The sequence below is a fragment of the Sulfurimonas sp. HSL-1716 genome (assembly GCF_039645975.1).
Taxonomy (GTDB): domain Bacteria; phylum Campylobacterota; class Campylobacteria; order Campylobacterales; family Sulfurimonadaceae; genus Hydrocurvibacter; species Hydrocurvibacter sulfurireducens.
Map to the genome: position 1 here is coordinate 1,294,425 of NZ_CP147918.1, position 21,013 is coordinate 1,315,437.

Genomic DNA, 21,013 nt, shown 5'->3' on the forward strand with positions numbered 1-21,013 from the left:
AAAAATGACGCAATTAGAATACAAACTTCATATCGATTCCATAATAGAAAGAGTAGAAAAAGCAAGACTGAGTCTCAGTGCACATCATATCGTAAAGATCGTCGCTGTGAGCAAATACTCTACGAGCGAAGAGATAAAAGCACTTTACGAGATAGGTCAGCGCGCTTTTGGAGAGAACAGGGTTCAAGACCTTGCAAAAAAGAGCGAAGAACTGGAAGATCTTCCTTTGGAATGGCACTTTATCGGTAATTTGCAAAAGAACAAGATAAATCAACTTATAAAGACAAACCCGTTTCTTTTTCAATCCCTTGATTCTCTGGAACTTGCCCTTGAACTGGACAAACGCCTTGAAGCGCACGGCGTTAAGATGGAGGCTCTTTTGCAGATAAACTCTGCATACGAAGAGACAAAATCGGGGGTTATGCCCGAAGCTGCTATCGACATCTATGAAGAGATAGCCTCTTTATGCAAAAACATACACCTAAAAGGCGTCATGAGTATCGGTGCACATACCGACGAGAGAGAGAAGATAAAAAAAAGTTTTGAGGCGACTCATGATATCTACTCACGTCTAAAAGGTGCGACGATCTGCTCTATGGGAATGAGCACAGACTTTGAACTTGCGATCGCATGCGGTTCAAACATGGTCCGCATAGGCTCGCTTATGTTCAATAAATAGATACTTACTTTTGAACGTTTTTTAAGATCAGCGTCCCGTTTTTACAGTCGAACTTGTCTTCTATGAGAGCAAACGCCTTTTGAACTATCGTTTCCTGGTTATCCGGAGAGTAGATAGTGATGGGAGTGTGGTAGTACCTCTCCCATGACCTAAAAGGATGAAGCAGGACATCTTTATAGGAAAACACCATCTTTCCCTCATAAGGTTCAAAAGGGATCGTTGAGAGGATATGCCTGACTCTGTCCCTTTCATCTTTACAGGTAAAGTAACAATACACATTGAATTTGTCCACATGCACACGCTCGACATAATTTAGAATCTGCTCGTAAGGTATACAGCCCATGTTATCATCCCTTTCAAGATATTTTGCATGTTCTGAGCAAATTATATTCCAATTTTTTTTGCCGTTAAAAATAGGTAGTCTTTTCCCGTAACGATAACCCTGTATTTTTTTTGCTGCAGATATTTTTTACAAAAATGGATATCCTTTAATACCAGACTCATCTCGTTGAAGGAGTAGTTCGGGGCTTTTGCACCGTAGATCATCTCGCTCTCTATCCATCTGCAGTTTGGAAAACCGAGTATGATCGAACCGCCTTTTTCCAGATACTCCTGATATAGCTTCATGAAAACGGGCTTGAACTCTATACTGCTGCTTTGAAGAGTGCCTATGGAGATTATCAGATCAAATCTTCCGAGTTCAAGCTCATCGAGTTTGTTTATATCATGGCAGATGAACTCGGTGTTGGGATGCGCAAAGCTTTCTTTTGCGTACGCTATGGCACTGCTTGAGTGATCTATACCGACGAACTTTTTGGCTTTGAATTCATCCTCTTGAAGCATCTCTTTTATGACGAAAAATTCATCGGCTTTGTTTATACCGAGATTCAATATCCTTTTTTTCTCTTTTATATCTGCAAACCTTAAAGCCTGCCTATAGTAATACAAAAAGCCAAACTGAGCGGTCTTGTCTATTTTAAAAAACTCGCTCATAGTGCCGTACTTTTCACTGCTCTGTCCACTTTTGTGAAACGAGCTTTCCTGATGAAGTCTGTAAAACTTCAAAACGACCGTATCGTCTTTTACATAGGGTGTAAGCATCCTCATAAAAAAGAGCTGTGCAAGATCCACGAATGCTTTATAGCCGATCCTGTCAATATCGGTATTTGAGAGTTCGATTTCCAGCGTATCGCCCTCTTTTATGGGATTATTTTCAAACCATTTCAGTATTTCAGATGAACTTTTTGCTTTTAGATCGATCTTCATAAAGTGTTGTACGAACGGTCTCCCGCATCTCCGAGGCCGGGAAGAATGAACTTGTCGTCACTCAGTTTTTCATCTATCTGGCTAATGTATATGTCCACGTCTTCATGTGCAGATTCTACCGCTTTGACACCTTCCGGCGAGCCGATGATATTTAGGGCAATGATCTTTTTTGGAGCTCTGCTTTTTATCAACGCTATCGCATCTTTCATCGAACCGCCTGTCGCAAGCATAGGATCGACCAAGAGCACCGTCTTGCCTTTACAATCGGGGAGCCTGTCGTAATACAGCACGCTTTTATGCGTCGTCTCGTCTCTTTTCATGGCCAAAAAGCCTGCAACGGCACCGGGTAAAAGCTCCATCGCGCTCTCAAGCATCGGCATGCCGGCTCTTAGCACCGTTACGACGATGATCTCTTTCTCGTCTAAAGCATTAAAAGCGCCTTCGCCCTGCCAGGTTGTTATCTCTTTTTTTACCAGCGGAAAATCTTTCAGTGCCTCATATACCAGCTGTTTTGTCAGCTCGGCTATCGTATGCCTGAAACCGACAGCGCCTGTTTTTTGATCTCTAAGATATGTTATAAGGGTTTTTGTAAGAGGATTTTTCAGTTCATAAACCATTTTTTGCCTTTTATATAGTTATTTTTCTAAGATAAGCGGAACGAATGAAAATCCGTAATGCTTAAATATCTCTAGCTCGCCGTTCTCTTTTTTTGCGACCTCAAAGATAAAACTGCCAACGGGGATCACCAATCTTCCCCCTGTTTTTAGCTGATCGGCCAGTTCATAGGGAAACTCTTCCGCGGCTGCAGATACAAGGATGCGGTCAAATCTCTCACCGGGCATCCCGAGTTTTGCACCGGCTTTTATGATTTTTGCATTTGAGAAGCGGTATCTTTTAAGATTATCATTGCCAAACTCCACAAGAGGATCGATACGCTCGAGTCCCGTGACAAAACCTCTCTCTCCCGCGATATATGCCAAAAGCGCCGTCGTCCATCCCGAACCGCTGCCGATATCAAGTATCTTCTGTCCTTGCCTTGGCTGAAGCATCTCAAGCATTATGGCAACCGTTGTTGGTTGAGAGATAGTCTGGCTGTATCCTATCTGCAGCGGATAATCGCCGTAGATGTCAGAGATAACGGTATTCCCCACAAAATCGCCTCTATCGACGTTTTCAAACGCTTTGATAATATCGGGCGTACGTAAAACACCGGAATTAACAAGATGATAGACCAGACTTTTATTGTCAGAAAAACCGTATATCATCTCAATCCCTTTTTCAGACCTTTATTTTTATCTCAAAAAGCTTTTTCTCACCCTCGATCAAAAAAACGTCGCCGTCATGCGCAGTAGCTATCTGCTTTGCAAGTATGAGGCCAAGGCCGTTGCCTTTTACCTTTGTGCTTTTAAAAGCTTCGAACAGCGTGCGCTTGTTCTCGATGGGTACGCCAGAATCGTAGATATAAAAGCTGTGGAACTCTCCGTCGTTCTTATAGCTCAGCTCTATCTCGCCCTCTTCTTCATCGTCGAGTTCTATGGCGTCTATGGCGTTGATGATGAAGTTTGAGAACATCATCAAAAGCAGGTCAGCATCACCGTTTATGGTAAAATCATCTTCGATAAAGCCAAAACGTATCTCTTTTGAGTAGCTGTAATAACCGATGATCTCTTTGAGCGCATCTTGAAGCTGGCTCCATTTTAAAAGTTTTTTGTCCGCCTGTACCCCTTTTGAGAACATAAGCGTAGCTTTTATGATCCTCTCTATACGGAAGATAGATTTTTCTATCTCGCTTACTATGGCGATATTTTCAGGTTTTACCCGTTTTTTGAGCGTAGAGGTCAAAAGAGAGATGGAACCTATTGGATTTCTTATCTCATGAGAGAGATGCGCCGCCATCTGTCCCATGGTCGCAAGGTTCTCTTTTCTTTTCTGCTCCGTGATATCCGTAGCGCTCACAAGAAATTTATCCTGATAATTGCTTATCTTTACGAGATACGATCTGTCTTTGAAGTTTATTTCGTAATCATTCGTATCGAGCCTCAATATCACCAAAAGTTCGGACAGCTCTTTTGCTTGTGAGTTCTGCAAGAACACCTTGCCGTCGTTCTCCAATATCCAGATGGCGTTTGGCAGGAACTCCACGACTTTTTCTATCGTGTTTTGAAGATGATTATAAGAATCCTTAAGATCCTTAAAATCGTTTTCTATTTTATACGTCTGCTCTATTAAGTGTTGCAGCTCTTCTGATGTTATCATAACTAAACGCCTAAGAGGATTTTATACAGATCGTAAGCATCGTCTACGCCTGCTGTTTCACGGATAGAGTGCATTGCATAGGTCGGTATACCGATATCTATGGTATCGATGCCTATTTTTGCCGCCGTCATGGGACCTATGGTAGAACCGCATCCCATGTCGCTTCTTGTAACAAACATCTGTGTCGGTGCATCCACGCTTTGCGCCGCATCTATGAATCTTGCTATCGTCTCAGAGTTTGAAGCGTAACGCTGGTTAGAGTTGACCTTCACGACGACGCCTCTGTTTAGTTTTGGTGCATGAGAGGGTTCATGTTTGTCTGCATAATTAGGGTGGATTGCATGAGCATTGTCGGCTGAGATAAGCAGCGAACTTCTTGCAAACCTTACTTTCTCATCAGGCGTGGCAAACATCCTCTCGATCACGCTTGTCAGAAACGATCCACCCGCCCCTGCAGTACTCACGCTTCCGACCTCTTCATGATCGGAACAAACGATCATCATCGGTTTGTCGGTCGAACAAATAGTAATAAGAGCGATATAACAGCTCAGCAGATTGTCAAGTCTCGCACTTGTGATAAACTCATCGTTAAAGCCGACAAACGAAGCCTTTTGCGTATCATAAAGGCTAAGATCGTACGAAAGTACCTCTTCGCAGTCGTCTATCATCTCTTTTAGCTCGTCTTTTAATGAAAAATTTTTGCTCATCGAGACTATCGGCGGCAGATGGTTCTGCTCGTTTATCGTCTTTGAAGCATTCGCGTCTCTGTCGAGATGAATCGCCAAGGAGGGTATGACGGCTACGGGTTTTTGCATATCGAGTATCGCGGATGTCAAACTTCTGTTCTTGGCTCTGTAGCTCACACGTCCCGCGATACCGAGATCCCTGTCAAACCATGTGTGCAAGAGCACTCCGCCGTAAGGCTCAACGCCGAGCTGGTTCACCCCCTCTTTTTTTACGTCGGCATTTGGCTTTATCTTCAGGTTCGGTGAATCCGTATGTGCACCTACAAGAAGATACTCATACCCTTCGTAGTAGTTAAACGCGATGATAGAACTGTCATTTCTCGTGATGTAATACTTCTCTCCTGGAACAAGATCAAACTCTTCTCTCTCGTCTATTCTTGTAAACCCCGCATTATCAAGCATCCCCGCCATATTGAGCACCGCATGAAAGGGTGTCGGCGAAGCGTCCAAAAATCCTAAAAGCGCATCGTTAAAACTATTTTTGTCCATTTAAATCTTTCCTTATCATCTTTATGATCTCCTTGTCTCCGCCGTAGATAGCATAATAAAGCGCATCTCTGTACTCTTTGTCCTTTACTTTTACGTCCGCTCCGTTTTGCAACAGGAATCTTACAATCTTTTTTGCTCTATATTTTGCGGCTGTGTGCAGAAGCGTCACTCCGTTCTTATCTTTTATGTTTATGCTATGAATTTTTTTTATCAAGACCTTAAAAGTCTTGATATCGTCTTTCATTATCGCATTGTACATATCCGATCTCTGCTTTTTCTGCTTTAAAACGCTCTTTTTGTAATCGAGTATCAGATTTACCGAGCTGATCTGGTTTTTTGCTATGGCTATGGCAAGCGGAGTATCGCCTTTTTTATTCTTTATATCTGCATCAGGCTTGCAGAGCAGTAGCTCTTCTATGATCTTGAGTCGTCCTACTTTAGCGGCAATATGCAGAGGCGTATCGCCGTTTTTATCCTGCAAGTCGATATCTTTACACTCTTTTAAGAGCTCTTTTACTCTTTTTTCATTTACCTCTTTAACGGCGCGGTTGAGAGGAGTAGCACTCAGTGTCAAAACTAACAAAAAGACAAATGCTACGGCTCTCATTGGACGCTCCTTACAAGATGTTTATATATTCAAGCTTCTGCAGCTCTTCTAATATACTATTATCGACTCTGATAGCCGATTCGATGACGACGTTTTGCAGCTTGGAAACTATGGTCAGTTTCAAAGCGCGTTTTCCATGATGACGTCTTACAAGCGTATAGAGCTCTTCAAGCTCCTTTGTCTCTGAGTTGAGATGGATACTGACGTTTAACGGTTCCTGAGGTTTTTCCATGATGGTCGTCTTCACTTTTTTTGACTCTTTTTTTACATCTTTTAGTGTAAGCACTTTTAGTACCGCAATGCGGGTAAACATCTCGGTATGGGTAACTTTTACCTTAAAAGCGACAGGTTCTTCGAGATCCAGGGCATTTAACTCTTCGAGTTTGTCCGAAAAGAGCATCATTTCGATATTTCCGTGAAAGTCCATAAGCGTCACGATACCGAATGCGTTGCCTTTTTTTGAGACTTTTTTCTGTATCTCTTCGACTTTGCCGATAAAGATCGCCGTCGAACCGTCTTCGATATTCTCGATATCCGAAGAGAGCGTATAAGTCAGTTCGTCCATCTCTTTGCGGTAGGTGTCAAGCGGATGCCCGGATACGTAAAAGCCCAGTGTATTTTTTTCAAATTCGAGTATCTCTCTTAGCTCATATTCTGGAGAATTTTTTAGATCTAGCTTGACCTGCGTTATTTCAGAGTCGTCTCCAAAAAGACTGCCCATAGCGTTTTTCTTTGCATCACTCGCTTTTTTTGCCGTATCCACAAGCAGATCAATCTGATCGAGCAGCGCTTTTCTGGAATATCCGAACCTGTCGAATCCGCCTGATTTTATGATCGATTCTATAACCCGTTTGTTCACTTTTTGCGGTTCTATACGGTTTACGAAATCTTCCATAGAGATGAACTCTCCGCCCTCTTTGATAACATCGAGTATCGAGATGACCGCAGCTTTTCCGACCCCTTTGATGGCTCCAAGCCCAAAAAGAATGAGATCTTGATCATCTTTTGTGATCGCAGAAAACTCCAGCTGCGAGTCGTTTATGTCGGGAGGCGAAAGCGTGATGCCCATATGCTTGACCTCGTCTATATACTTAACGACTTTGTCGGTGTTGTCTTTTTCGCTTGTTAGAAGTGCGGCCATGAACTCGTTTGGATAGTAGGTTTTCAGCCACGCCGTTTGAAAAGTAACCATCGCATAAGCTGCGGAGTGGGATTTGTTAAAACCGTACCCGGCAAACTTTTCGATAAGATCGAAGAGTTTTGAAGCTTTGTCATAGTCATGACCCTGCTTTTTTGCTCCTTGAGAAAATTCGTCGTTATAGACCGCCATATCTTTCTTTTTTCCCATGGCACGACGGATGATATCCGAGTATCCCAAAGAGAAGCCGCCTATGGTCTGAACGATCTGCATGACCTGTTCTTGATAAACGATGACCCCGTAGGTCGGTTTTAAGATAGGCTCCATCTCGGCAAAAGTGTACTCGATCGCCTCACGTCCGTGTTTACGCTCGATAAAACTGTCAAGCATCCCAGACTCCATCGGTCCCGGACGATACAGCGCCAAGACCGCGATCAGGTCTTCGAAACTGTCAGGCATCAGACGACGGTTAAGATCCTGCATACCCGATGACTCTATCTGAAACATCCCGATCGTGTCTCCGCCGCGTATGACATCATAAACTTTCGGATCGTTCTCGTCGATCTCATGCCAGTTGATCTCTTTGTTGTAGCGCGCTTTTACAAGCTTGATGGCATTGTCGATAACGTCAAGGGTTTTAAGTCCCAAGAAGTCGAACTTGATAAGATCGACGTCTTCGAGATAGTTAAGAGAATACTGCGTGACAAATGTCTCTTCGCCTGATGGTTTATAGATAGGCGTCTTTTTCCAAAGCTCTTCGTTGGAGATGACAACGCCCGCGGCATGCATACCCGAGTTGCGTTTGAGTCCTTCAAGTTTTTTGGAAAACTCCCAGACGCGTGCGGCCTGAGGATCCGTTTCAATGAGTTCCGCAAGCTTAGGCTCTTTTTGGTACGCACCGTCGATGAATTCGCCCTTTTTGCTTTTACCGTTTAGCGTGATACCAAGCTCGTCGGGGATCAGTTTTGCCATATTGTCGGCTTGACTTAGCGGCATGTCTAATACACGCGCAACATCGCGAATGACCCCTTTTGCCAAAAGTGAACCAAAAGTGATGATCTGTGCGACCTGATTGCGTCCGTATTTTTTTACGACGTAGTCGATGATCTCGCCGCGGCGCGCCTGCATGAAGTCCATATCGATATCGGGCATACTTACACGCTCAGGATTCAAAAAACGCTCGAAAAGCAGGTCATATTTCATAGGATCGATATCGGTTATCTCCAGACTGTAAGCCACCAGACTCCCTGCCGCCGAACCGCGTCCCGGCCCTACGGCGATACCCATATTTTTGGCTTCCTTGACGAAATCCCAGACTATAAGCATATACCCCGGAAATTTCATACCGTTGATGACCTCTATCTCGAACTCAAGTCTGTCTCTATACTCCTGATGACGCTCTTGGGGTACGTGTACCAGTCTATTTTCCAGCCCTGCACGGCAGCGGTGGATAAAATACTCGGCATCGTTTTTATCCATAGCGCTTCTGCGCTCTTTCTCAGGCACGCTTTCATCATCATCCGTATTGTCTATTCCCAACCCCTCTTTTTGCGCATACTCTTTGGTGAACTTAAAGTTCGGCGGAGTCGGGTTTCCCAGATTGAGCTCAAGCTGACACTTTTCGACTATCTCCTGTGTGTGTTCGAGCGCTTCGGGGATATCGGCAAAAAGACGCGCCATCTGCTCGGGAGATTTCAGGTAGAATTCGTGTACCGAGTGGCGCATACGGTTGGGATCGTCATAGAGTTTGTTCATTCCGATACACATAAACGCTTCATGGTACTGCGCATCGTCTGGATATGTGTAGTGCGTATCGTTTGTAGCCACTACTTTGATGTCTAGTTCTTTAGCCAGAGAAAGTACCTGCTCGTCTATAAACATCTGGTCGCTTATCCCGTGACGCATAAGCTCAAGATAAAAATCCTCGCCAAACATCTCTTTGTATTCAAGTGCGGCTTTTTTAGCACCTTCATACCCAAGAGCACCGTTTTTAACGTTGCGCTCGCTTTGGGTGTTCAAATGCCAGTTCACTTCGCCCTGCAGACATGCAGAGGTACAGATCAGCCCCTCGGAGTGTTCACGGAGCTCTTTTTTGTTGATGCGCGGAAAATAGTAAAAGCCGTCTATGAACGCTTTTGAGGAGAGATACATAAGATTTTTGTATCCTACCTCGTTCTTTGCAAAAAGACAGATATGAAAACGCTGCTTTGTGGACTTGTCGTCTATCTCTTCGCCGTTATGGATGTAGCCCTCCATACCGATGATGGGTTTTAATCCCGCACCCTTTGCTTGATGATAAAAATCTATGGCTCCGAACATATTGCCGTGATCGGTCATAGCCACGGAACTCATACCGAGCTCTTTTGTACGCTCTACTAGATTTGATATTTTGTTCGCACCGTCTAAAAGTGAATATTCCGTATGAAGATGAAGGTGTGTAAATGCCGGTTTTTTGCTCAAAATGACTGCCTGTATAAAAAGTAAATTATTTTTATTATAGTATCTTGTTGATAAAATCTAGTTTTAAACAAAAAGAATGGAAGAGAATTGAAAATACTGATCATAGAAGACGATGATAACATCACCTCTTTTATCGTAAGAGGACTGCGTGAAAACGGGCATATCCTCCAGAGTGCCCAAAACGGTGACGAAGGCGAATACCTTGCCCTTACGCACGATTACGATGTGATCATTCTCGACTGGATGCTTCCGCAGAAAAGTGGAATAGACGTGCTGCACTCTTTAAGAGAGAAGCATATCTCTACACCCGTACTTATGCTCAGTGCAAAAGGCGACGTAAAAGACAAAATAACAGGTCTCAAACAAGGAGCCGACGATTATCTCGGCAAGCCTTTTTCGTTCGATGAACTCGAAGCGCGCATTGAAGCTTTGTACAGAAGATCTCTCGGTACGAGCGGCGATCATGTAACAGTGGGCGGTATCGTCATCGATCCGGCTAAAAAGCAGGTCACGAAAGATTCCCAAACGATCAGTTTGACATCCAAAGAGTACGAACTGCTGCTTTTTTTACTTAAACACCGGGGAAATCTTGTTTCCAACGCCATGATCGAAGAACAGCTGTGGACAGACGAAGAGTTTTTAAACAGCAACGTCATACAGGTGACTATGTACAATCTAAAAAAGAAAATCGGCAAAGAACTCATCAAAAACCATAGAGGACTGGGGTATACACTTGAAGACAAAGCTTAAAAGAAAACTTCTTCTTTGGTTCGGAGGCGTCAGCGCTTTTATCCTTCTTTTGTTCAGCATCTTCTTTTACTATTTTCTCAGTAACAGCATAAACGATAATATTAAGACAAAATTGGAGCATCAAGCAGCCGATATTGAAAAAGCTCTGATATCCAGAGAGTTTCCTCATACCGCTTTTGCGGTTTTGGACAAAGACCGTACTTTGATATATAAAACCGCGGACTTTACTATTGCGGACATAAATGAATACATAAAAAAAGATCAGAATTTTTTTATATTGGATAATGAGGAAAGTCTTGAAAACATCGATGCTCTTTATGTATACAAGGGGAAAAAGAACTTCATCATGGTATATAAAAAGAATATTGACAACAAAGTGGAAGATATCGTGAGCACGCTCGTTGTCTTAAATCCCATTTTGTTCTTTTCCATCCTGTTTATGGCATCTAAGATGATAGACAAGATCCTCATCCCCATCAACAACCTGATAAAAGCCGCCAAAGATATATCCGTAAACAATTTTTCCACCACCATCCCAAGACCCGATGAGGATGACGAGATAAAAGAACTCGTCGATTCGTTCAATGCGATGATAAAAAGATTAAAAGAGGGAGTCGATTCACTGGACAGATTCAACTCAGACGTATCTCATGAACTCAAAACCCCCTTGACCGTGATCCTCGGCGAGATAGACGTGACTCTGCGAAAAACAAGAGAGAGCCGTGAATATGAAAAGAGTATGAGTACCATACGTCAAGAAGCAAAACAGATGCAAAAGATCGTAGAGAGTCTGCTGCTGCTTACAAGATATACAAAGGAGAATATTCAAGCCTCCTTTGAAGTATGCAGGCTTGACGAGATGCTTTTAGCGGTGATAGACAAGTATTCACTTCAATTGCAGGCAAAAAATATCAGACTGCATAAAAAGATCGAAAATGTTTCTATGTCCGCAAATCTCCTGCTTCTCAATCTGATATTTTCAAATCTTCTGGACAATGCGGTCAAATACAGTGAAGACGATACCGATATTTACATATCGCTCCAAGATAAAAAAGGAGAAGGCATACTCTTTGAGATCATAGACGAAGGAATAGGCATAGACGGAGCCGATATTGCAAAGATAACCGAGCGGTTTTACCGGGTCGATAAATCGAGAAATAAAAAAACAGAGGGCTTCGGACTCGGATTGTCTCTCGTAAAATACAGTGTGGATCTTCATAATGCAAAAATGTCCATAAAGTCGAGCATGGGAAAAGGAACGGATATAAAAATCGTTTTTTAGCGATTTCATTTAAAATTCATTTTCATATTTCATAATCTCTTATCTTAATTAGACTTGGAGATAGTCATGAAATATATACTCACGCTGATCACGGTTTTTCTTTTATGCACCTCTTTAAACGCTTCACCTTTAAACGGTTCCAACGAAGATGGCACTTCTCAATATATGGATCGTGCTTCTATGCTCGGTCTGCTGGAAAACGTTTCCTCTCCTTTTGAAGACATGACGCAATACGCACTTGCAGATAACGATAACGGCTTGCAAAACTCGATAAAGGATATACAAAACAAAATAGAAGATCTCACCTTCAATGATTCGTTTCCTTTGGCAAACTATATCGTATTTAGGGTGAAGTTGGATCGATTGAAAAACTATATCCATGCTAAAGACTATAAGAAGACCGCTTTATTATCGGCGGAAATATTTCATGACAATATAAAAAATTTCAAATATTCCCGCTCCGTAAAAGAGCAGATCATAGTGGAGGACTTGGATTATATGGGAGTCAAAACTTTGGCGCTTTTAAACCAGGACAGAGTCGATTACGCACAATTATACGCCCTCAAAGCAGAGACCAAACAGCTTTGGAAACAATTAAAATCGAAAATAAAAGATACGCATATCGTCGATTCTTTTGATTCTATGTTTCAGGGACTCGACGCAAGCACAGAGAAAAAAGATATAAAAAATGCAATGACTTATGCATCTTTGGATCTGGCTTTGGTAGATATGCTGGAAAAGCAGTTTCAAGAATAGATGCTAAAAAAGATCGTTTTATCGACCCTTGTCACGTTTAGTCTGCAGGCGAGTGAAACCGTTGTAGACTTTTACAGGTCTGCCCTTGAGAACCTGCACTACAACCAAAAAGAACAGCTTTTACGCCAAGCAGGCGATTTGGAAAAAAAAGCGCTGAATCTAAACAGGTTCGCCGATTTTTCCTTGGATGCCGGATATTCCTCTACAAAAGCAGACAGACTTCCAAGTTCCTTTAATACCACCGATGTATCTTTTACCGATACGATCGACATCTTTGGAAAAGACACTTACAAGATCGATGAGCTCAAGCTAAACTTAAAAGAACAGAAGACTCTGTTAAAAAAGCAGAAAGAGGAACTGTTCGTGTCACTAACAGAGATGATAAGCGCCTACCGCCAAACACAAGAGCAACTTGCTCTGCACACGGACTTTTTAAACGGCCAGCTAAATATACTTGATAAGATAAAACGTCTAAACAGTTCGGGAACTGTTTCTGACATGGATTATTTAAGACTTAAAAACAGCGTCACTCTCTTTAAGACACAGATAACGGACGAAACGAACCGGGTAAAAAGGATGCAAGAACAGCTGATGCTGTATACGGCTCAAAGCATCCCGTCTTTTGATAAAAACGAAACGCTTCATTGCTCACAAAAAGCGTATCTCAAGAGCGATCCAAACACCCAGCTCAACTCCATAGCAGCAGCACAGCTTGCAAATCAGGCGAATGTGCTCTCTCACAGCTATGTTCCGCGGCTCACAGCCGGTACCTCCTACCAAAAGATAGACGACCCTACGGCAAACGGCGACAACTACTCCTTTCATGTAGGCATAAGCATACCTTTAAAGAGCGGCGATCTCAAGCAGAGTGAAGCGTTAAGGGTACGGTCGCTGCGAGTGAGCTTTGATGCGGCCAAATATAGGCTTCAAAGAAAAAAAGAGTATATTCAAAGGATGCAAAGTATCACAAATGCGGTCCAGCAGCTGCGTATCTTAAAAGAGAGCCTTGACGATTCTCTAAAAAGCAAAAAAATCATACAGGAAGCCTTTTTGAAAAAATATGTGGATTTTAACACCTACGTTCAAGTCGTTTCTCAGACACTGACGCTGCAAGAGCAGATCATAAAAATGAGATACCTAAAAGATACGCAAACTGCCATATTAAACACACTGTCCTCAGGAGCCCTTTATGAATAAGATATTTTTGATCATCGGTCTGCTCACCTCACTTTATGCTTTTGGCGCCGAAGACGACGACAGAGTGCCGCCAGTACGGGAAAATCATGTCAAAGTCAGCGTAGTTATACCCAAAAAAGCCGACATGAACATTCCCATAGAAGTGCAGGGAACGACCGAAGCAGTGGCAAAACATATACTAAATGCGCCTTTTGAAGGGATACTGCACACAAAGGTCACAAATACACAGAAGGTAAACAAAGGTGCCGTTATCGCAATAATCCAAAACCAGACGCTCTTTAACAGAGTAAATCGTCTAAGCTATGATCTCACTCTTTACAAAGAGCAGCTCATACTGGAGACAAAAAAACTGCAAAGCATCGATGAGATGCTGCAGATGGGGCTTATAAGCAAAAATGACTATTTGACGCAGCGATCACTTGTAAATGAAAAAAAGCTGCTTCTCTCAAATACGCAAAACGAACTTGACGACCTAAAGCAAAGAAAAGCAAGAGGCGTCATACACTCGCCGGTTGAAGGTTACATCTCCGACCTGCAGGCAGAGGGCAGTTATCTTACATATGCAGCTCCCATATGCAGGGTCGATGACGCAAACGCATACGTGAGGCTGTTCATCCCCGCTCTTTATGCAAAAAACATACAAAAAGGACAGAATGTCGTCATACATCTGCAAGGCTCATCCGTAAAAGCCGTGATATCGCAGATATTGCCAAACACGACAAATAATCTCGTAGAAGCGATAGCCGCCGCCAAGACCCCTCTTTCCCTAGGGCTTAATGTCCAAGCCGATATTCAGACAAAGAACAAACATGGATGGATACTTCCAAAAGAAGCTATCGTCCTCGTACAGAACCGCCCTGCCGTTTTTATCATAAAAAACGATGTCGCCCATGTCCACTTTATAGATGTGCAGAAAGATATGATAGACAAGGTACTTGTCACGGACAACCTGAGCGAAGATGACCGTATCGCATATAAAAATGCTTATATGCTCGAAGAAAACTCCGTTGTCGAGGTCACACGATGAAAGGACGAAGTTTTTTTCTGTACATTCTAAAAAATAAACTGGCCATTTTGCTTGTCATTTTTTTGCTTGCCGGCATCGGTTACAAACTCTCATTCTCATTGCCAAAAGGCGTTTTACCCAATGTCTTTTTTCCTCGCATAGAGGTGAGCATAGAAAACGGTTACTCCCCGATACGGCAGATGCTCTTCTCCGTCACAAAACCTAGCGAAGAAGCATTAAAGACCGTTCAGGACGTTCAAAAGATCGTATCTAGCACTTCGATAGGCTCTACGGACATAAGCCTCTATTTCAACTGGAACATCGACCCTTATCTGGCGTATCAGCTGGTCCAATCCCGTATCGCCGATATTAAGAGCCGCATCCCAAGCGATGCGGTGATAACGATACGCCAGGCGACTCCGAGCATCTATCCCGTAGCCATCTACTCCATCGGTTCGGATACGCTCTCCCGCACGCAGCTCAGCGAAAAACTTTACTATGAGCTCAAACCTCTTTTTCTTTCCATCGACGGAGTCTACGACATTCAGATAAAAGCGCCTGCATGGAGCGAATACAAACTGCTGCTCGATGCCAAAAAGATACGCGCTTACGATCTTGACGTTCAAGCGATCATAGAGAGGCTCAAGGCACAAAATCTCATAGATTTTTTGGGACTTATCAAAGATTATCACCGTCAGTATGTTCTCTCACTTTATCAAAAGAGCCAAGACAGTTCCAAACTGCTGAATCTGGATATCGGTCTCTCAAACGGAAGGTCGGTCAAACTGGGAGACATCGCCTTGCTGGTAAAAAAGACGAATCCTATCAAAACACTGAGCGCCACGAAAGGCTTTAAAAACAGCGTCGTATTTAATCTTTTGCGTCAGCCAAAAGCAAATGCGGTGGATGTCGTCAAAAGGTTCAATGACAAACTTCAAGAACTTGCTCCAAAACTTAAAAAAGAGCAGATCGAAATAAAAAACTATTATGACGGCACGGAGTTTGTAAACCAAGCCATCAAAAGCGTTACCGACGCCATCCTTATGGGCGGTATTATCGCCGTTTTGATCGTATTCTTTTTTCTCAGAAAACTAAAACTTTCGCTGATATCCCTTTTTATCATCCCCATCACGTTTCTCATCACCGTCATCGGAATGAAACTGGCGAATATAGACCTCAATATATTCTCGCTTGCCGGTATGGCCGCAGCCTTAGGCGGACTCATCGATCAGATGATAATCGTCATAGAAAACATTGAACGCCATTTTAAAAAAGGCCTCTCAAAAAAAGAAGCGGTCATAGAGGGTTCCAAAGAGATACTCCCCATCATGGCCATTGCAACGTTTTTAGCCATTCTTATCTTCATTCCGCTTTTACTCGTCAGCGGCATCGTAGGACTTTTTTTCAAACAGCTTGCTTTCGTCCTTGTCGTGACCTATTTCATATCACAGCTGATCGCTGTTTTTTTGACTCCCGTTATCGCCTATGTCGCACTGCCAAAAAGCGAAGATGAGAAACCGGATATTTTAGAATCGCTGATCAGTAGATATAAAGTGTTTTTGCTTAAATCGATGCGCTATGCCTGGGTTTCTGTTCCGATCATCTTAGGCGGTTTTGTTCTTAGCTGGTATCTTTATGAGCATATCCCCTCGACCTTTCTCCCAAAATGGGACGAAGGAAATATCGTCGTAGACCTCGTACTTCCTCCGGGAACATCATTAGAACAGAGCGGTGATGAGTTTAAGGCCGTAGGAGATATTTTAGACAGGACGCCGGAGGTCAAAGGGTGGACCATGCGTATCGGCACGGCTTTAGGACAGATTAGCACACAATCAAATCAAGGAGATTTTCTGGTAACACTCAAGCATGACAGGGACAAAAGCTCTTTTGAAGTTATAAAAGAGCTTAGAAAGCAGATAGAATCTCAAATCCCCAACCTTGAAGAGCTCGGACTTTCTCAGGTGCTAGAAGACAGACTCGGAGATATCATGGGGGCCGACGCACCGATCTCGGTCATGCTCTTTGGTTCAGACCCCGATAAACTCATAAAAGAGGGATACCGCTTGAGAGATTCTCTGAAATCGATCAAAAACATAGAGGAGGTCAATGTCCTGACATCGTATGCATCGCCTTCTATTAACGTGCGTTTAAAACCCGATGCCTCAGCTCTTTACGGCATCGATGAGAACACACTGATCTCACAGATCAGAAGTATGTATTACGGAGAGGTAGTAGCTTCTGTTGCAGAGGGGGAAAAGCTCATCAACATACGGGTGCTTATGGATCGTCCGCGCCGGGATCCTATCGCCTATCTTCAAAAAGAGCTTCTTATATATTCTGTTAAATATAAAAAAAACATCCCTCTTTCAAGCGTCGCAGACATATCTTATCAAAACAAGGTTGCTGAGGTCACACATTATAACCTTTCTCCCGTATGCGTTCTGGGGATCAGGTTTAACGGCAACGATATGTCCCAGGCCGTGAAAGATATCAGACAAACGATAGACAATTCATCTCTGCCTTCTGACATCACGACCGATATAAACGGTTTTTACAAAGAGCAGCAGAGATCGTTTCAGGAGATGAGCTATGTCGTCTTGTTTGCCGTCATGATAATCTTCATAGGCCTGCTGCTGAATTTCAGTAGTCTCAAGATCGCTTTTAATATCCTTGTTGCTCTGCTTTTTACGCTTACGGGCGTCTTCATAGCGCTGAAACTCACAGGAAAACCTCTTGATATTACCGCTTTTATGGGAATGCTCATTGTACTCAGTATAGTCATTAACAATAATGTTCTGATATATAATCTTTATCAGACGAACTTTTCGAAATACGACGATGAAAAGAGCAGGATCATCCATGCCGTGTCCGTACGCATCCGCCCCGTTCTTATGACGATGTTCTCGAATGCTTTCGCACTTCTTCCGATCGCTTTGGCCATAGGTAGCGGAACTCAGATCATACAGGATCTGGCCATCGCGATCATGGGTGGATTATTTTTCGCGATTATAGTAAACTTATACGTTATGCCTCTGTTTTTTTATTTTATGCAAAAAAGGATGAAAAATGGACATCAAATACGCTGAAATATATAATGTGCTTTCAAAGGAAAGAAAAAGCATCGAAAAACTGATCGAACCTTTTTGGTACAGGTTTTCACGCTACAAACTACAGTTTTGTCTGCTAATAATCTATGCTAAAAATCTGGATGAAAACTATTTCAATCTCCATATAAGACAGACGGATGAAGCCGTTATACTCGATAAAAACCTGATCTGCATCGTGTTTGAATCCAATAATGACAGGCAGATGACAGAAGGGATCGAAAAACTCCTTTACAACCAAGACGGAGATTTTCACAAGTCGGACAACTACTATTACAGTTCAATGGTCTGCTCATCGGAAAGTGAAGGTCTTGACGCAAATATAATAAACAGAAGTTTTATGATCCTGGAGTATGCTTTTGAATATCAAAAAACCAACGAGGTGTTAAATTATAGCGCCATCTTTACAAAATAACGCGTCATCTCTAAGTTGTCTTACTCGCAATAATCTGCTAAAAGTCCGCCTTTTGCTTTCTCTTTCGCATCGTCTCCAAGCAGTATCTTTATGATCTCGAGTCCAAAGCAGATAGCCGTTCCCGGACCGCGTGAAGTAAGGATATTTTTATCGCTCACCACTTTTTTAGTGGCATCATATCCTTTATGATCTATATCTGCTTCAACAGACGGATAACAGGTAAACTTCTCTTTTAGCACACCCGCTTTGCCCAGTGCAAACGGAGCGGCACAGATGGCTCCTATCTGCTTACCTTTTTGATCCATCTCTTTTAAAAGGGATTGTACTTTCAGATCTTCGGCTAAGATTTTTGTTCCGCCCCAGCCTCCGGGAAGCACAATCATGTCGATATCATCGGCACTTATATTTTTTATACTTGTATCTGTTTTCACGGTTATACCGTGTCCACCTTGTACATCGGCATTTCCATCGACTGAAGCCACAATGACCTCTATGGAAGAGCGTCTTACAGTATCGATGATCGATACCGCCTCGATCTCTTCAAATCCGGCTGCTAAAGGTACTAAAACAGTTGCCATAATATCTCCTTTAAAAAGATTATTTTACTTTTTCCAGATACTCGCCCTCTACCGTGTTTACTTTGATGGTATCGCCCTCTAAGATATGGTAAGGTACTTGAATCACAGCACCAGTCTCTAAAGTCGCAGGCTTTTTGCTTCCGCTTGAAGTATCGCCTTTGAAGTTGGGAGGAGTGTCGGTCACGACAAGCTCCATAGTTTCAGGTGCGCTTACGGAGATAGCAGAGCCTTTATAAAAGATCATATCGACGGTAGTGCCGTCTTTTAACCATTTCATAGCATCATCGCACTGATCGTAAGTAAGACCTATCTGATCGTAAGTGTCGTTATCCATGAACTGCAGCATCTCACCGTCGTCATAAAGGTACTGCATGGTCTTGTATTCAATCACGGGAACTTCGAACTTATCACCTGCGTGAACTGTCTTTTCTATGACCTTTCCGTTTAAAAAGCTTTTTACCTTCATACGTACGAAAGCCGCGCCTTTGCCCGGTTTTACGTGTTGAAACTCGACTACTTTGTACGGTACGTCAGAGATCTCCAAACGTACATTTTTTTTGATATCACCCATACCTATTGTTGCCATATACCTGACCTTATAAAAAATTTGTGCAATTTTACCGCAAAGAACCTTACATTGTAAAGAGACGTAAAATGAGCAAAGCCCATTTTTACTACGCTGGCCGCTTTGGCACAAAACAAGGGAACCGCTCGCCATAGCGATGTTTCCTCGAAACGCTTGCCTCTGTCGAGGCAGATTACATAAAGAGACGCAAATGGGCAAAGCCCATTTTAAAAAGACTTTCTAAAAGAGTCCCGTGAGCATCAAGTGCCAGTACATCGGCTCTAGCATATAGCGGTCGAACTCCCACCACATCCATCTTGGTTTTTCATAATCTAAAAATGGGAGAGTCGGCTTTGATCCGTAGTAATTGAACTCTGCCATAATGATCTTACCGTACTGAGTCTTGAGCGGACATACCGTATAGCCGTCAAACTTCTCTTTTAGTTCTTTTTTTTGCATAGCAAAGATAAGATTTGCCGTCAGGATCGGACCGTGATGTCTGGCGCTTCCTCCGGTTTTTCCCATAGGGATGCCGCAAACGTCGCCGATACCAAATACATTCTTGTATCTGTTGTGCTGCAGCGTATGTTTGTCTACATCAAGCCATCCATCACCATTGACAAGTTTTGATTTTAAAAGGGCATCGGGCGGCGTCATAGGCGGTACGACATGGATAAAATCGTATTTCACGACAACCTCATCGGCAAAACTTTGCATCATTTTATCACCGAAATCCGGATCGATCACCTCTTTTTCGTATGCATGAATGAAAGTGGCTTTTTTTGCTTTTACGTCTATGGAGCGTAAAAAGTGAGAAAATTTCGTCTCGATCTTATCATAGCGCTTTTGGACTTTGGTCAGCTCCTCATCCACTTTAGGCAGATGAAACAGTTTTTTTAAACCCGTATAAAAATAGTAATCCGCTCCAAGCCCGTCACGTTTGAGATAATCGGCACTGAGATAAAGCATCTTTTGCGGAGCACCGCCGCATTTTATTGGAGTGTCCGGCTGTGTATATAATACTGTCGGTCTTTTGGTCTTTGCCGCAGATTTAAGTTCATTGTACCAATCCCATGTGGCAGTCGCTCCGCGGGCCGTACCATGTTCGAGATCGCTTAGGTAAACGCTGGTGATCCCGTTGGTTCCTATATCTTCCTCTTTTAACCCCTGTATCTTGTCAAAACGGTTTACGACGCCCGTAGCGACTATTAGATAATCATACGGCACTTTTTTACCGCCGCGCGTAGTAACGGTATTGTTATCCGCATCGAAGCCGCCTACTTCGTCTTTGATCCACTTCACCTCTTTTGTGATGTAGTCGCTGTTAGGTTTTTGAAGGTCTGCTTGTTTCATAAGTCCCGCAGCCACGAATATCTGTCCCGGCTGATACAGATGTATCTCGTTTGGAGCGATGACGGTGATATCCGGGTCTGATATAGCGCGTTTTAATCTTGCCAAAGCCATGATAGCGCCGCTGCCGCCTCCGACTATGAGTATCTTTCCTTTTACGTCAGCAGCCTCCGCCTCGGTGATGCTTCCGCTTCCCGCAGATGCTAGAACAGATGCAGCGATAGGAGATATCCCGAGCAGCTTGATCGCTTCACGTCTTGACATCTGCCCTTTGGCGGCACCTGTTTTAAATAACTCGATCAAGTTGTCGTTTTTCATCTACCTATCCTTTTTTTGATTTGAAAACATTATAACAAAGAAAAAAATGAT

Annotated in this window: 19 protein-coding genes; 8 read left to right on the forward strand and 11 right to left on the reverse strand. The window is 43.0% G+C overall.

Annotated features, from left to right (window positions below; translation table 11 throughout):
* Positions 1-4: 4 nt before the first annotated feature.
* Positions 5-679: a YggS family pyridoxal phosphate-dependent enzyme gene (locus WCY03_RS06645; protein ID WP_345991381.1), complete on the forward strand. Its 675-nt coding sequence runs from the start codon at positions 5-7 to the stop codon at positions 677-679.
* 4 nt (positions 680-683) lie between these two features.
* Here WCY03_RS06645 and WCY03_RS06650 read toward each other — a convergent pair whose 3' ends face one another.
* The 8 genes from WCY03_RS06650 to dnaE are packed head-to-tail and all read right to left on the reverse strand — an operon-like array spanning position 684 to position 9,641.
* Positions 684-1,022 (reverse strand): hypothetical protein, encoded by a 339-nt coding sequence (locus tag WCY03_RS06650; RefSeq protein ID WP_345991383.1) that lies wholly within the window; start codon positions 1,020-1,022, stop codon positions 684-686.
* A gap of 41 nt (positions 1,023-1,063) precedes the next feature.
* A complete protein-coding gene (locus tag WCY03_RS06655) occupies positions 1,064-1,945 on the reverse strand; it encodes a class I SAM-dependent methyltransferase (RefSeq protein WP_345991384.1) in 882 nt (293 codons plus the stop codon).
* The gene (gene upp, locus WCY03_RS06660; protein WP_345991386.1) at positions 1,942-2,562 is read right to left on the reverse strand and encodes a uracil phosphoribosyltransferase; all 621 of its coding nucleotides are present in this window, start codon (positions 2,560-2,562) and stop codon (positions 1,942-1,944) included. The genes WCY03_RS06655 and upp overlap by 4 nt, the downstream gene beginning before the upstream one ends.
* Positions 2,563-2,580: 18 nt before the next feature.
* Complete coding sequence (locus WCY03_RS06665) at positions 2,581-3,210, reverse strand: protein-L-isoaspartate O-methyltransferase (RefSeq protein WP_345991388.1); 630 nt, start codon at positions 3,208-3,210, stop codon at positions 2,581-2,583.
* Positions 3,211-3,223: 13 nt separating this feature from the next.
* Positions 3,224-4,201 (reverse strand): HAMP domain-containing sensor histidine kinase, encoded by a 978-nt coding sequence (locus WCY03_RS06670; RefSeq protein ID WP_345991390.1) that lies wholly within the window; start codon positions 4,199-4,201, stop codon positions 3,224-3,226.
* Positions 4,202-4,203: 2 nt separating this feature from the next.
* On the reverse strand, positions 4,204-5,436 hold the full coding sequence (locus tag WCY03_RS06675) for a M18 family aminopeptidase (RefSeq protein WP_345991392.1): 1,233 nt from the start codon (positions 5,434-5,436) through the stop codon (positions 4,204-4,206).
* The gene (locus WCY03_RS06680; protein WP_345991393.1) at positions 5,423-6,043 is read right to left on the reverse strand and encodes an ankyrin repeat domain-containing protein; all 621 of its coding nucleotides are present in this window, start codon (positions 6,041-6,043) and stop codon (positions 5,423-5,425) included. The genes WCY03_RS06675 and WCY03_RS06680 overlap by 14 nt, the downstream gene beginning before the upstream one ends.
* A 10-nt stretch (positions 6,044-6,053) precedes the next feature.
* The gene (gene dnaE, locus WCY03_RS06685; RefSeq protein ID WP_345991395.1) at positions 6,054-9,641 is read right to left on the reverse strand and encodes a DNA polymerase III subunit alpha; all 3,588 of its coding nucleotides are present in this window, start codon (positions 9,639-9,641) and stop codon (positions 6,054-6,056) included.
* 87 nt (positions 9,642-9,728) lie between these two features.
* On the opposite strand from dnaE, the gene WCY03_RS06690 reads away from it, so the two are divergent.
* From WCY03_RS06690 to WCY03_RS06720, 7 genes are all read left to right on the forward strand, one after another.
* A complete protein-coding gene (locus WCY03_RS06690) occupies positions 9,729-10,391 on the forward strand; it encodes a response regulator transcription factor (protein WP_345991397.1) in 663 nt (220 codons plus the stop codon).
* Positions 10,375-11,673 (forward strand): ATP-binding protein, encoded by a 1,299-nt coding sequence (locus tag WCY03_RS06695; RefSeq protein WP_345991399.1) that lies wholly within the window; start codon positions 10,375-10,377, stop codon positions 11,671-11,673. Before WCY03_RS06690 ends, WCY03_RS06695 begins: the two co-directional genes overlap by 17 nt.
* Positions 11,674-11,739: 66 nt before the next feature.
* On the forward strand, positions 11,740-12,429 hold the full coding sequence (locus tag WCY03_RS06700; protein WP_345991401.1) for a hypothetical protein: 690 nt from the start codon (positions 11,740-11,742) through the stop codon (positions 12,427-12,429).
* On the forward strand, positions 12,430-13,626 hold the full coding sequence (locus WCY03_RS06705; protein WP_345991403.1) for a TolC family protein: 1,197 nt from the start codon (positions 12,430-12,432) through the stop codon (positions 13,624-13,626). It begins immediately after the preceding gene.
* Positions 13,619-14,653 (forward strand): efflux RND transporter periplasmic adaptor subunit, encoded by a 1,035-nt coding sequence (locus tag WCY03_RS06710; RefSeq protein ID WP_345991405.1) that lies wholly within the window; start codon positions 13,619-13,621, stop codon positions 14,651-14,653. Before WCY03_RS06705 ends, WCY03_RS06710 begins: the two co-directional genes overlap by 8 nt.
* Entirely contained in the window at positions 14,650-17,718 is a 3,069-nt protein-coding gene (locus WCY03_RS06715; protein WP_345991407.1) for an efflux RND transporter permease subunit, read from the forward strand. Before WCY03_RS06710 ends, WCY03_RS06715 begins: the two co-directional genes overlap by 4 nt.
* The gene (locus WCY03_RS06720; protein ID WP_345991409.1) at positions 17,699-18,151 is read left to right on the forward strand and encodes a hypothetical protein; all 453 of its coding nucleotides are present in this window, start codon (positions 17,699-17,701) and stop codon (positions 18,149-18,151) included. Before WCY03_RS06715 ends, WCY03_RS06720 begins: the two co-directional genes overlap by 20 nt.
* A 20-nt stretch (positions 18,152-18,171) precedes the next feature.
* On the opposite strand, the gene WCY03_RS06725 is transcribed toward WCY03_RS06720, so the two are convergent.
* The 3 genes from WCY03_RS06725 to WCY03_RS06735 all read right to left on the reverse strand — a co-directional run bounded on the left by WCY03_RS06725 (position 18,172) and on the right by WCY03_RS06735 (position 20,962).
* On the reverse strand, positions 18,172-18,729 hold the full coding sequence (locus tag WCY03_RS06725) for a DJ-1 family glyoxalase III (protein ID WP_345991411.1): 558 nt from the start codon (positions 18,727-18,729) through the stop codon (positions 18,172-18,174).
* 19 nt (positions 18,730-18,748) lie between these two features.
* Entirely contained in the window at positions 18,749-19,315 is a 567-nt protein-coding gene (gene efp, locus WCY03_RS06730; RefSeq protein WP_345991414.1) for an elongation factor P, read from the reverse strand.
* Positions 19,316-19,534: 219 nt separating this feature from the next.
* Complete coding sequence (locus tag WCY03_RS06735) at positions 19,535-20,962, reverse strand: FAD/NAD(P)-binding oxidoreductase (protein WP_345991415.1); 1,428 nt, start codon at positions 20,960-20,962, stop codon at positions 19,535-19,537.
* Positions 20,963-21,013: the final 51 nt, after the last annotated feature.

Excerpts from the sequence above, each read along its gene's own strand:
- WCY03_RS06735 (WP_345991415.1), bottom strand. The coding sequence starts at position 20,962 with ATGAAAAACGACAACTTGATCGAGTTATTTAAAACAGGTGCCGCCAAA.
- WCY03_RS06680 (WP_345991393.1), bottom strand. The coding sequence starts at position 6,043 with ATGAGAGCCGTAGCATTTGTCTTTTTGTTAGTTTTGACACTGAGTGCT.
- upp (WP_345991386.1), bottom strand. The coding sequence starts at position 2,562 with ATGGTTTATGAACTGAAAAATCCTCTTACAAAAACCCTTATAACATAT.
- WCY03_RS06645 (WP_345991381.1), top strand. The coding sequence starts at position 5 with ATGACGCAATTAGAATACAAACTTCATATCGATTCCATAATAGAAAGA.
- efp (WP_345991414.1), bottom strand. The coding sequence starts at position 19,315 with ATGGCAACAATAGGTATGGGTGATATCAAAAAAAATGTACGTTTGGAG.
- WCY03_RS06700 (WP_345991401.1), top strand. The coding sequence starts at position 11,740 with ATGAAATATATACTCACGCTGATCACGGTTTTTCTTTTATGCACCTCT.
- WCY03_RS06665 (WP_345991388.1), bottom strand. The coding sequence starts at position 3,210 with ATGATATACGGTTTTTCTGACAATAAAAGTCTGGTCTATCATCTTGTT.
- WCY03_RS06705 (WP_345991403.1), top strand. The coding sequence starts at position 12,430 with ATGCTAAAAAAGATCGTTTTATCGACCCTTGTCACGTTTAGTCTGCAG.
- WCY03_RS06650 (WP_345991383.1), bottom strand. The coding sequence starts at position 1,022 with ATGGGCTGTATACCTTACGAGCAGATTCTAAATTATGTCGAGCGTGTG.
- WCY03_RS06710 (WP_345991405.1), top strand. The coding sequence starts at position 13,619 with ATGAATAAGATATTTTTGATCATCGGTCTGCTCACCTCACTTTATGCT.
- WCY03_RS06655 (WP_345991384.1), bottom strand. The coding sequence starts at position 1,945 with ATGAAGATCGATCTAAAAGCAAAAAGTTCATCTGAAATACTGAAATGG.
- WCY03_RS06725 (WP_345991411.1), bottom strand. The coding sequence starts at position 18,729 with ATGGCAACTGTTTTAGTACCTTTAGCAGCCGGATTTGAAGAGATCGAG.
- WCY03_RS06675 (WP_345991392.1), bottom strand. The coding sequence starts at position 5,436 with ATGGACAAAAATAGTTTTAACGATGCGCTTTTAGGATTTTTGGACGCT.
- WCY03_RS06720 (WP_345991409.1), top strand. The coding sequence starts at position 17,699 with ATGGACATCAAATACGCTGAAATATATAATGTGCTTTCAAAGGAAAGA.
- WCY03_RS06670 (WP_345991390.1), bottom strand. The coding sequence starts at position 4,201 with ATGATAACATCAGAAGAGCTGCAACACTTAATAGAGCAGACGTATAAA.
- WCY03_RS06715 (WP_345991407.1), top strand. The coding sequence starts at position 14,650 with ATGAAAGGACGAAGTTTTTTTCTGTACATTCTAAAAAATAAACTGGCC.